The following is a 12,420-nucleotide window of genomic DNA, read 5'->3' on the forward strand; positions in this document are numbered from 1 at the left end:
CTAAGCCTCTGCTGGCATGGCCTTCAACTCTATCACCTGCTCCCTGGCTTTTCCAATAAATGTGTTGATATCCGTTTTGCCATCATGCTTAACAGGCAGGCCGATATGGACATCTACTTTATGTGGTTTTATAGCAAACCTGCCTGCTTTCCACACTTTTTCCGACCCACTAATAGCCACCGGAACCACATGCACACCGGCTTGAGAAGCTAAGAGAAATGGCCCCTTTTTGAAAATGCCAACTTCTCCATTGCGACTTCTGGTTCCCTCCGGAAACATCAGCACGTTTTTGCCTCCTTTAATGAGATGGCCAGCCTTTTTTAAGCTTTCAATAGCCTTTTCTCTGTTGCTCCTGTCAACGAAGATCATCCCAGTGCCCATCATGTACCACCCAAGAAATGGCACTTTTTTCAGTTCCTGCTTAGCAACAAAGTAAAGGTTAACAGGTACTGCCCTGAACAAAACAGCAATATCAAGATATGACAAGTGATTGCTGACAAACACATAGGAGTCTTTGTCATTGACGTGTGCAGTTCCTTCCACTTTCAGCGTAACGCCACACGCCCATAAGATGCCAGGCGACCACCAGGTGCGTGCCATCACAACCGGTATTTTTCTGTTGAATGTAATGATCATGATCAACAGAGAGGAGGAAATCATAAGGATACTCCAAAAGACACAAAACAGAAGGCGAAACGGCGTAGACACTAATAATTGATTATGATGAATGCTCACAAAGCTAAAACAAAGCACTAAAAACCACCCGATTGTTTTTCGATAAAGCCCTCCGTTGGTATAAAACTGATTTAGGGGGCGGATTAAGGTGGCTTTTTGTTAATATCGTGTCGCATGGAAAACAGCACCTCAAAGAGATCAGTTAGTGTTTTAGGTTGTGGCTGGCTCGGCTTGCCGCTGGCCAGGCACCTGCTTCAAAATGGATTTCAGGTCAAAGGATCTACCACCTCCCCGGAAAAGCTTGCCATACTGAAAAAAGCTGGCATCGAGCCGTTCCTGATTCAGCTGTCCGACGGCGGCGACTGTTCCCAGCTATCGGACTTTCTTACATCGGACATCCTGGTGGTCAACTACCCCCCGGGCGTTAGAAAAGGCGGGGCTGAGCAGTTCCGAAATTCATTTGGTATCCTTTTGGACGGCGTGGCTAAGTCGTTTGTTTGCAAAATCATTTACATCAGCTCAACGTCTGTCTATCCAAATACCAACGAAGTTGTCTCAGAAGAAATGCAGCTACTGCCTGACTCTGAAGCCGGGAAGGTTTTGCTCGAAGTTGAAGACCGGCTGAGAGAACTGAATGGCAAGGAGGTGATCATTCTGCGCATGGCCGGCCTTATTGGCCACGACCGCCAGCCAGCCAGGTTCTTTGCCGGAAAAAAAGGGCTGACAAATGGTGAAGAATTGGTCAACCTGATCCACCGGGACGATTGCGTCAACATCATTCACAAAATAATCGAAGGGCAAGCGAGTGGCTACACATTTAACTGCTGCAGCGATACTCACCCACCAAAAAGGGATTTCTATACAAAGGCTGCTGAGGTTTTGGGTATGGTTCCTCCTCAATTTGCTGCGGCTGAGGTCAACTCCTTTAAAATCGTCAGCAACGAGAAGCTTAAGAGCCACCTGAAATACGATTTCATTTTCGGAGATTTAACAAAATTCGATTGGCCTTAAATCAAGGCAGATGGCCATTAATTGTTGTTCCCTTTCCCTAATTTTGAAGCGTCAATTATACGATTATGGATCTTCAATACGCCCTCGAACTTATCGGAACATTCTTTTTTGCCATTTCTGGCGCCCTGGCGTTGCAGGGCAAAGAAGCCGACTGGTTTGCTGCGGCCTTCACTGGCTTTCTAACAGCCATTGGAGGAGGTACCTTGAGGGACGTGCTGCTTGGTAGCTATCCCCTGGTATGGATTGGTGACATTAATTTCCTCTACGCCATCATTCTTGGCGTCATCGTTACTTTTATTTTGTATGGCTTTGTTTCCCGGCTGAAACGAACCTTCATGCTCTTCGACACTGTGGGCATAGCCTTCTTTACAATTTTGGGAGTTGAAAAGGCCCTCTCTGTTGGTGTAAGGCCGGAAATAGCAGCCATTATGGGCATGTTTACTGCTATTATGGGAGGGGTGATCCGGGACACACTGACCAACGAACTGCCGGTGATTTTCAGGAAAGAGATTTATGCTACCGCCTGTCTGGCTGGGGCTATTTGCTACTTATCGCTAAGGCTGTTTGAAATTGATCGCAATGTCAACCTGCTGATTTCCATTGGAGTAATCGTTGTAATCCGGCTACTGGCAGTAAAGTTCAGGCTGTCACTGCCAAAGTTGAAGTAGGCTACAAAACACAAAAGCTGTCAAAAGACAGCTTGGGGTTTCACATTAAAAACATCACTCTTCTAAACTGGAACGTTTAGGTTCTTGACCGTATCAACAGGTCCGAAGTTTCTGGACTCCATCACGGTCTTTTTGCCCTTGATAAGTCTCACCTCTACAGGCATCACTTTGTGCTCAATATTTTTTCTGACAACCCTGTCATAGTACAGCTTCGCTTTCTGATACTGCCCCTTACCAAACTCCTCCCGATCTTGAAAAGATTGTACTTCCGGAAAATTCGGAATTACGTGATACAAACGTACGGTTACCGAATAGGTAGGCTTAAAAGAATTTAAAAAGTCAATCCACGCTTTTTTCATAGACCACTAAAATATAGGTTTTGACAAATCTACACCATGGCAAAATACAGAACAATTTGAAAGTACACTAATTTACATGGTTTCTAATTATTTATTAAGTAATAAAAAGTCGGAATGGCGAGGAAAAATTCAGCCCGCCCCTCAAAAAAGCAATACTCCATATCGTGTTTTTTCTCATCTTAGACTTCCTAAACTCCACACTCCCATGGCTAAAAAGTCTGCGTTCGATCCTCAGTCCGTACATCACCAGTTTCCTGCTCTAAGGCGTTTGCACAACAAGAAACCTTTGATCTTTTTAGATGGCCCAGGTGGCACCCAAGTACCTGAGAAGGTAATCAGAGCGATCTCAACCTACTATCGCCGGTCCAACGCCAACACCCACGGTGCCTTTGTCACCACACGGGAAACCGATAACGTGATGTCGGACGCCCGGACAAAGATGGCAACCCTGCTGGGGGCTCCTGGCCCGGAGTGCATCTCTCTTGGGCAGAACATGACCACTATCAATTATTCGCTGGCCCGGGCAATGAGCAGGCTGCTCAAGCCTGGCGATGAAGTAATGATCACACAACTTGACCACGAGGCCAACCGGGGGCCGTGGCTTACCCTGAGAGATTTTGGTGTCAAAGTGCGGGAGGTGAAGCTTTTACCCATCGGCACACTGGACTATGCTGATTTTGAGCAGAAGCTCAATGAAAACACCCGACTGGTTTGCATGGGCATGTCGAGCAACGCCATAGGCACTGTCAACGATTTTGCACTGGTGAGGCAAATGACCTACAAGGTGGGTGCCTGGCTCCTGCTGGATGCAGTTCACTATGCGCCGCACTTCAGCATCGATGTGCAAGCCATTGGCTGCGACTTCCTCATTTGTTCGGCCTACAAATTCTATGGGCCTCATGTGGGTATATTATATGCAAAGCCAGGCCTGCTCGACAGGCTGCCAACTGACAGGCTAAGAACCACCGACCAGATAGCCCCCTATTCCATTGAAACCGGCACGCTCAATCATGCGGCCATGGCTGGTGTTTCCGCCGCTGTTGATTTTATCGCTTCATTGGGATCAGGCGATAACCTGAGAGAAAAACTGGATGATGCTTACACCAAAGTAAGTCAACATGAGTTCGCCCTGGCGTCAAAACTTTACACAGAACTAAAGGCCATCAAGGGCATAACGGTTGTGGGCCAGGATTTTTCTTCTGAAAAAAGAACTCCCACCGTGTCGTTTACAGTCAAAGGAAAAACGGCCGAAGAGGTCTGCAAACAGCTTGCGGCGGAAAACATTTGCGCCTGGGACGGCCATTTTTATGCCGTGCGTGCCATTGAAGTACTGGGCCTTCTGGAAAAAGGTGGAGTTACCCGTATGGGAATTTCACTCTATAACACCGAACAAGAAATTGATCACGTAGTCAAGGCCGTGAAAAAATTGACGTAGGCCTTTCCATTCGGTTTCACCCACTTCAAAATATCTCCCGCTGACTACTTAAATCCTTCTGCCCAGGACTTTAACTTTTTTTAACATCCTTTTACGAAGAATTTCGTAATATTTACAAGACTCAAACTCAAAAGGACTAATCATGTTAAAAAGTTACCTAATGGTGAGCATCAGGCATCTGATGCGCCAGCCTACCTATGCTGCGCTTAATATTCTCGGTTTAACAATCGGAATTGTCTCCAGCTTGCTAATCATTCTCTATCTGTCGCAAGAACTTAGCTACGACAAACATCACGCAAAGGCGGATCGAATTTACCGCATTTCGTCGGACATTAAGGAGCCTGATAATTCGTTCCGCTGGGCTGTAACCCAGCTCCCTCTTGGCCGAACGTTGAAGTCTGAATTTGAAGAGGTAGAGCAGTACGTCCGCTTTATTGGCAACGGCCGCACCAAGTTTATCAAAGATAATATCAACTATTTTGAAGAAGACGTCTTTCAGGTAGACAGCACAGTGTTTGATGTTTTTTCTTTTGACCTTATTTCCGGTAACCCCTCCACAGCGCTACAGAACCCGAGTTCCATGGTCATCAGCAAAACCATGGCGGACAAAATCTTCAAAGGCGAAAACCCGGTTGGACAGATCTTGAAAACAGACCAGAATTCCTTCGAAATAACTGGTGTGTATGAAGACCTCCCTAAAACATCCCACATCAGACCCAATGCAATGATGTCGGCCAGCACTTCTGATAGAAACAACTCCCAAAACTGGGGCGGCTTTGGCATCTACACTTATGCTTTGTTAAGAGAGGGAGCTGACCCGAAAGTAGTGGAAACCAAGCTTAATGACATTATTGATAAATACGTAGCGGTGATCTTCGATCAGTTTGACATCGTGATCCGGTATGAAATGATTGCCATCAAAGACATCCACCTGTATTCCACTTTTGAAGGTGAACCAGAAGCACTTGGCAACATCAAATACATCTACATTTTTGCCGCCGTTGCCTTGTTCCTGATCGTTATTGCCAGCATCAACTACATGAACCTGTCAACCGCACGCTCCATGCGCAGAGCCCTGGAAGTAGGGATCAGAAAAGTAATGGGTGCTCAAAGGGGCATGTTGATTGGGCAGTTTATCACCGAATCGGTAGTGCTTACAGTTATCTCCTTAGTTATCAGCTTAATAGTTTTGGCGATCGCTGTACCCCTTTTCAACGGGTCCCTCGACACCAACTTGTCTCTTTTGGACCTACTACAGCCGCAGCTCATCCTGGTGGTTCTGGGTATTTTGGTGCTCACTGGGTTTGTTAGTGGCAGCTACCCCGCCTTTTACCTGTCGAGCTTTAAGCCAGCAGCAGTGCTAAAAGGCAAGGGAGCCAGCAGAGGCGGCAACCAATGGCTGCGACGTGTGCTGGTTGGCATCCAGTTCGCCATCTCCATCTTCATGCTGATAGGTACCTTCATCATCTACGATCAAATGCAGTACCTGCGCAGCAAGGATTTGGGCTTTGACAAAGACCAGGTGGTTCGTGTGGTGCTGGACAACCAGGCCAGTCGTGAAAAGTATCCCGTTTTCCGAAATTCCCTGATGCAGAACCCTAATATCAAGTCTGTGGCTTCCTCGAGTACCTCGCCAGGGAATGGCTATGGCAAAAATGTGATGAGTGTCGAGACCAATGAGGGAGTAATGGAGAATTATGGCATTGATGCTTACGTAGTCGATTATGACTTTTTTCCCACACTCAGCATTCCTTTTGAGAAAGGGCGAAATATCTCTTCGCAATACCCAAGCGACACTGCCACCTCAGTGATGGTAAACGAAGCCATGGTGGCGAGAATGGGCTGGGAAGAACCTATAGGCAAGAAGTTTCAGTTTGACCGTGACAGCACCGTGTTTCACAGAGTGGTGGGTGTGGTCAGGGATTTCCATCAGCAGTCTCTTTACAACCCCATCGAAGCCCTGATGTTCATCCCCGGGCTCAACAATTCGAGCGTGCTTATCAAAACATCGGAAGATCTGCAGGCTTCGCTTGCAGCAACAGAAGCCAGCTGGAACGAGGTGTATCCAGGCATTCCCTTCGATGCCACCTTCCTTGATGAGGAGTTTATGGAGCAGTATGAAACGGATCAACTTCGTGGCAAACTGTTTCTCGGCTTTTCGCTGATGATGATCTTCATAGCTTGTCTTGGCTTGCTTGGTTTAGCCTCCTTCATCGCCGAGCAGCGCACCAAAGAGATAAGCATCAGGAAAGTGCTGGGTGCCAACACTGGCGGCCTTGTAACACTGCTCGTGAAAGATTTTGTGTGGCTGGTACTCATAGGTGCTGTGCCTGCATTCGGGCTCGGCTACTATTTCATGAATGACTGGCTCAAAACTTTCGAATACCATGTGGACATCAACCTGTTGTTATTTGTCGTCGTGTTGTTGATCATCCTGGTTATTACCGTGTTGACAACTGGCTACCATGCGTTACGGGCAGCCAACTCCAACCCGGCAAGCAACCTGAAATATGAGTAAACTTCTGGCATAACCGCCGGTTTCAAGGCCCTGAAGTTGAATGACACTTCGGGGCTTTTTTTGTGAAAAACAATAGACATTGCACCTCGCAATGCACAGCGGTTAATCGCTTCAATGCTACCAATTTCTACGACTTGTTAAGTCCCTGACCCCCAGATGGCTAATCAGATCAACGCAACAATCTGATCTTTCCTTCGTTAGTGTATAGTAAAAATTATATAAATAATATGAAAAATACCATTTTAGCAACCAGTTTACTAATGATGTTCATTACCAGCGGAGCGCTTGCTCAGGAAGCCGGTCTCAAAGGAGGACTCAACTTTTCAAATCTTTACGTCGATGACGTTGACGATGAAAATATGAAAGTTGGTTTTAATGCAGGCGTTTACTACAAGGCACAACTAGTGAAGCAATTGTCGATTCAGCCCGAAATACTTTACTCACTGAAAGGTGCCGAAGTTATTTACGATGACACATTCCTTGGTTTGGGCAACGGCAAATATCGCTTCAACCTCAGCTATGTCGATGTGCCGGTAGCTTTGAAGGTAAACCCCGTCGGTAATTTCTACTTTGAAGCTGGCCCTTATGTGTCTCTGTTAACCTCAGTAAAGGTGAAGAGAATCGACTCAGATGGAACCAAAGAAGTTGTAAGTGAGCTTGACCGGGACAAATTCAACACGTTTGACTACGGAGTGTTTGGCGGTGTTGGTTTCAATTTCACAGGAGGCTCTTTGGGAGTTCGGTATAACTATGGCCTACAGGAAATTGGCGAAAGTGGTTCTTTGGCAGCAGAAGCGACAGAGAACTCTAAAAACTCAGTGCTCCAGGTATTTATGAGCATACCTTTCTAACAGAACGACAGAAATAATGATGTCTGCAAAAGGAGCCTGGCCTGATAGGTCAGGCTCTTTTCAATTCGAGGATGGTTATTTCAGGGAGAATACCGATACGGCCAGGATAACCAAGGTATCCAAAGCCCCGATTGACATACAAATACTGGTTTTCCTCCTGATACAAGCCTGCCCATTGTTTATATACGTACTGAGATGGGCTCCATTGAAAACCACCAATCTCTACACCAAACTGAAAGCCGTGGGTATGGCCTGAAAGCATCAGATCTACATCGCCATAGTCGGGCCTCACCTGTGCGTCCCAGTGGCTGGGGTCATGCGAAAGCAGAATTTTAAACGGGTATTCCTCTGACCCCTGATGAGCTAAATCCATTTTGCCATACTTGGCAAATCTGCCGGCTCCCCAGTTTTCGATACCAAGTATGCCTATTTGCTCGCCATCCACCTTCACAGGAAGATTTTCATTTATCATCAGGTGCCAGCCTAACTCTTTGTGGGCCGCTTTAAGGTCTTCTAAGTTTGCTTGCTTAGCGGCCTCTGATGACCAGTTTTTGTAGTCTCCATAGTCATGATTGCCAAGAGTGGAATAAACCCCCAGAGGTGCCTTTACTTTATCAAAAATGGAAATGTATTCTTTCACCTCCTCAGCCTCATTATTCACTAAATCGCCGGTGAAAAAGATAAGATCTGGTTTTTCGCCCAACAGCATTTCCACACCGCCTTTTACCGCCGTCTTGTTGAAAAAGCTGCCAGAGTGGATGTCGGAAAGCTGGCCTATCTGTATGCCGTCGAACTCTTTGGGCAGGTTGGGAAAGAAGATGGTTTTGCGCCGGATACGATAGTCGTGAGCACCGCTCAAAATACCATAACTCATCGTCAATGCCGGAACAGCTCCTGCAATAAGTGCTACCTTTGAAATGAACTCAGACCTGGGAATGGCTCTTCCATTAGGATTGATGGGCTCAGGACTTGAAAATATGAAGTTGCCAAGCCATTGAAACCCTCTGATAATATCTCCTACCAACAGGAAAATAAGGGCGAACAGTTTTGACATCACGTTAATGAAGATGCCGAGCACAATGAAGGTGCGAAGGCCTTTCACTGCGGATAAGTCGGCGAAGTTCACTACAAGTATGCCAAGAATCGACAGGGTGGAGACGCCCCAGAAAATCCAGTAAACAACTTTCCGTGTGGTGAGTGACAGGTCGGCAGTTGCCAGCCTGACGGCTTGAAAAACATACCAATCGACAGCCAGTAAAAGAAAAAGTAAAAAGAATGCAAACACGATTCTGTTCATTTAGGGATGGAATTAATATGGCCAGAACAAGGCCTCTTCCTTAAGAAAGAAAAAGAGCCCCTTTAAGTTCACCTTATATATAGACGTTTAAAGGCCTTTGAATACTTTAAAGGGGCTCAATTATTTTAGCTTAATCCGAATCTCCTGTTCACTCTGGCGAAGAACCAGTACATCACAGGCACAATCACCAGCGTAAGGAAGGTGGCGAACGTAAGACCGAATACGATGGTCCACGACATGGGTCCCCAGAAGATCACATTGTCTCCGCCCATGAAAAAGTCTGGGTCGTACTCTCTGAAGAAACCTATAAAGTCAATGTTCAATCCTATAGCCAAAGGCACCAGGCCAAGCACGGTGGTGATGGCAGTCAGCAAAACCGGACGAAGCCTGGTTTTTCCTGCGACCACAATGGCCTCATCCACTTGCTCGATAGTGAGCCTTTCCACACCCAGCTCTTTCCTCATTCTGCTTCTGGTGAGCTCAATGAAGTCGATAAGTACGATGGCGTTGTTCACCACGATACCGGCAAGAGAAATGATGCCAACCATTGTCATGATGACCACGAAGTCCATTTGGAAAATTACCAAACCAAGGAACACCCCAATTGTACTGAAAAGCACTGAAGTCATGATGATCAAGGGAGCGGTCATTTTATTGAACTGCGCCACAATGATCAGGAAGATCAGGAATACCGCCAGGAGCAAGGCACTGCTCAGGAAGGCCATTTCCTCTGCCTGCTTCTCCTGCTCGCCACCGAACTTGAAGGAGTAGCCCTGAGGCATATCAAAGTTCACCAGCAGCTCTTTGATTTGATCGTTGATTTCGGTTGGATTGGCTCCTCCCAGCACGTTGGAGCTGATGGTCACTACACGCTGCAGATCCTTCCGGCGTACCGAACCATAAGTAGTACTCAACTCAGCTTTGGCGACGGCAGAAATCGGTACAGACACAATTCGTCCGTTGGTTTGATCACGAAAAACCACACTCTTGTTCATCAAAGCGTCGATATCGTAGCGATACTTTTCGTCAAGTCTCAACTGCACTTCATAGTCGTCTTCGCCCTGCTTGAACTTGGAAATCTCTTTACCAAACAACGAAGTACGCACCTCATTGGCTATCGAATAAGTTGACAGGCCAAACCTGCGGGCCTTTTCTCTGTCGATATCCACAATAAGTTCCGGCTTGCCTGTTTCAAGGTCAGTTTTAAGTCGCTCAATACCTTCAATACCTGACTCGTTAATGAAGGTTTTCATATCTTCCGTGATTTCGATCAGTCGGGTAAAGTCGAGTCCTGTCACTTCGATGCTGATCGGCTTACCAACTGGCGGGCCGGCAGCGTCTTTATCTACTGTGAGTGCCACACCAGGATAGCCCTGAACTGCCTCACGTATCTCGTTCATGATGTCGCTCGTCATTACCCACTCATCCGAACCTTCTCTCTTGCGGTACTTAAACTCGACAAAATTGACAGTAATCCGGGCTTTATTAGGGGTTTCAGCCTGACCAACAGCCGAAGGGTCATTGGGGTCGGCAGTATCCTGCCCTACTTTGGTCACTACCGACTCCACCATGAACTGATAAGGCTCAATCACTTTCATTACCTTCTTCTCCACCTCCTCTGTAAATGAGTTGGTCACATTGATATCGGTTCCTGAAGGCTGCTCAATGAATACATTGACATACTTTGGTTCGTTCTCAGGAAAGAAAATGACATTGGGGGTAAATACTCCCATCAGTGCCAGTGAAAAGAACAAAAGAAATACAGTACCAAAGAAAAAGAGCGTTGGGTTCCATCCCCGCAAAGCGAACTGAAGCGTTCGGGAATACAGCCCTTCAATGAAAGGCAGAAAGGTGTCCTGAAACTTTCTGGACAGTGGAACCAGTACATAGACATTTAACAGAATAAGTATGCCCAGAAGCAAAGCCAGGTTACCCAGCACATTTGCTTTTGCCAGCAGCAGCAAAGCGCCGATGGCTAGGCTCACACCTGCAAATATCCATATCCTTTTATAGTTGAATGCTTGTCTGTTGTCCACTTTCATAAAGGCAGCAATCATCACTGGATTAATCACCAAAGCCACAAAAAGTGAAGAGCTAAGCGTAACAATCAGAGTGATAGGCAAGTAACGCATAAACTGCCCCATCAGCCCTGGCCAGAAGGCCAAAGGAAGAAAGGCGGCAAGTGTGGTAGCCGTGGAGGAAATAATAGGCCAGGCCACCTCTCCCACCCCCCGACGGGTAGCTTCAAGCGGCTTCATGCCCAGTTCCATCAAACGGTAAACGTTCTCCACCACCACAATACCATTGTCCACCAGCATACCCAATGCCATGATCAGCGAGAACAGTACCATCATGTTGATAGTGATACTAAAGGCCGACAGCACGATAAAGGAAATGAACATCGACAAAGGAATGGCTACGCCAACAAACAAGGCGTTTCTCGTTCCTAAAAAGAAAAGAAGTACCAAAACCACCAGAATCACCCCTGAGATGATATTATTCTCCAGGTTGCTCACCATCTCACGGGTCATTTCCGACTGGTCGTTGGTGATTGCGATTTCAAGATCAGCCGGCAGCGTATCCATCGTTTTGTCGAGGATCGCATTTATCTTCTCTGTGGTAATCAGCAGGTTTTCACCGCTTCTTTTGATCACATCCACAGACACCACAGGCTTGCCATTCATTCTGGCGAAGCTTTGCTTTTCCTTAAAACCGAACTCAATGGTTGCTATGTCTTTGAGGTAGACGATATTGGCATTCTCATTTTTGACAATGATGTCTTCCATTTCGCTGGCCTCCTCAAATTCACCCACCACTCTAATGGTTCTTCTGATGCCATCCTCAAGAATATTTCCACCAGACAAAGAAACGTTCTCAGCGGAAATCGCATTCTCAATGTCGGCGAAGTTGACCTTCACAGCCTCCATCTTGTAGGGGTCAACATTGATTCTTACTTCTTTCTCGTCAATGCCCCTGATTTCTACTTTGCTTACCTCACTTACTTTTTCAATCTCGTCCTCAAGAATTTCTGCATAGTCTTCCAGTTCCTCCAGGGTATAATTCCCCGAAAGGTTGATGTTCATAATGGGGAACTCCGACAGGTTGAGTTCGAAAATGTTAGGATCAGTTTGCAGGTCGCTTGGCAGCTCGGGCTTGGCCCTGTCCACGGCATCCTTCACCTTCGTAAGGGCGTCTTCAATGGCCGTTTCGGCACTGAACTCAACAATGATGGTGGAGTAGTCCTGCACGGAAGTCGACTTAATATTGTCAACTTCAGAAATGGTATTGATCTCCTTCTCTATCGGCCTGGTGATCAGGTTCTCTATGTCAAGCGGGGCATTGCCCGGATGGGCAGTACCTATGTAAACTATCGGCTGCTCAATTTCCGGATAGCTGTCTTTTGGAAGCGAGATATAGGAACTCACACCCATCACTATCAGCAAAAAAGTCAGGAAGAAAACCGTGGTTCGGTTCTTAAGAGACGCTGAGGTGAGTTTAAACTCTTTGTCCACCACCTCTTCATTCTCTTCAGAAAACCTGTTTTCCTCCGGAAGATTATCGTTGGTATTTGTATCGTTAGCCATATGGATTCGGTCTTTTGAGATA

At 46.6% G+C, this 12,420-nt stretch carries 9 protein-coding genes; 5 read left to right on the forward strand and 4 right to left on the reverse strand.

Annotated features, from left to right (window positions below):
• Positions 1-636, reverse strand: coding sequence for a lysophospholipid acyltransferase family protein (locus ACMVP2_RS04275; protein ID WP_339788163.1), 636 nt, complete (start codon positions 634-636; stop codon positions 1-3).
• A gap of 213 nt (positions 637-849) precedes the next feature.
• Between ACMVP2_RS04275 and ACMVP2_RS04280 the strand changes: the two genes are divergently transcribed.
• Together ACMVP2_RS04280 and ACMVP2_RS04285 are read left to right on the forward strand one after the other, a co-directional pair.
• Positions 850-1,686 carry an SDR family oxidoreductase gene (locus ACMVP2_RS04280; RefSeq protein WP_416866853.1) on the forward strand — a complete coding sequence of 279 codons (837 nt, stop codon included), beginning with the start codon at positions 850-852 and terminating at the stop codon, positions 1,684-1,686.
• A gap of 65 nt (positions 1,687-1,751) precedes the next feature.
• On the forward strand, positions 1,752-2,354 hold the full coding sequence (locus tag ACMVP2_RS04285; protein ID WP_151999802.1) for a trimeric intracellular cation channel family protein: 603 nt from the start codon (positions 1,752-1,754) through the stop codon (positions 2,352-2,354).
• Between the two features lie 62 nt (positions 2,355-2,416).
• Here ACMVP2_RS04285 and ACMVP2_RS04290 read toward each other — a convergent pair whose 3' ends face one another.
• Positions 2,417-2,713, reverse strand: a complete 297-nt coding sequence (locus ACMVP2_RS04290; protein ID WP_151999801.1) for a hypothetical protein — start codon at positions 2,711-2,713, stop codon at positions 2,417-2,419.
• A gap of 205 nt (positions 2,714-2,918) precedes the next feature.
• Here ACMVP2_RS04290 and ACMVP2_RS04295 point away from each other — a divergent pair, with 205 nt between their 5' ends.
• The 3 genes from ACMVP2_RS04295 to ACMVP2_RS04305 all read left to right on the forward strand — a co-directional run bounded on the left by ACMVP2_RS04295 (position 2,919) and on the right by ACMVP2_RS04305 (position 7,517).
• Positions 2,919-4,148 (forward strand): cysteine desulfurase-like protein, encoded by a 1,230-nt coding sequence (locus ACMVP2_RS04295; RefSeq protein ID WP_416866854.1) that lies wholly within the window; start codon positions 2,919-2,921, stop codon positions 4,146-4,148.
• Between the two features lie 142 nt (positions 4,149-4,290).
• The gene (locus ACMVP2_RS04300) at positions 4,291-6,666 is read left to right on the forward strand and encodes an ABC transporter permease (protein ID WP_416866855.1); all 2,376 of its coding nucleotides are present in this window, start codon (positions 4,291-4,293) and stop codon (positions 6,664-6,666) included.
• Positions 6,667-6,893: 227 nt separating this feature from the next.
• On the forward strand, positions 6,894-7,517 hold the full coding sequence (locus ACMVP2_RS04305) for a porin family protein (RefSeq protein WP_151999798.1): 624 nt from the start codon (positions 6,894-6,896) through the stop codon (positions 7,515-7,517).
• Between the two features lie 49 nt (positions 7,518-7,566).
• Here ACMVP2_RS04305 and ACMVP2_RS04310 read toward each other — a convergent pair whose 3' ends face one another.
• Positions 7,567-8,814, reverse strand: a complete 1,248-nt coding sequence (locus ACMVP2_RS04310) for a metallophosphoesterase (RefSeq protein ID WP_416866856.1) — start codon at positions 8,812-8,814, stop codon at positions 7,567-7,569.
• Positions 8,815-8,939: 125 nt separating this feature from the next.
• Positions 8,940-12,398, reverse strand: coding sequence for an efflux RND transporter permease subunit (locus tag ACMVP2_RS04315; protein ID WP_416866857.1), 3,459 nt, complete (start codon positions 12,396-12,398; stop codon positions 8,940-8,942).
• Positions 12,399-12,420 lie beyond the last annotated feature (22 nt).

This window comes from Imperialibacter sp., from assembly GCF_048007035.1.
Taxonomy (GTDB): domain Bacteria; phylum Bacteroidota; class Bacteroidia; order Cytophagales; family Cyclobacteriaceae; genus Imperialibacter.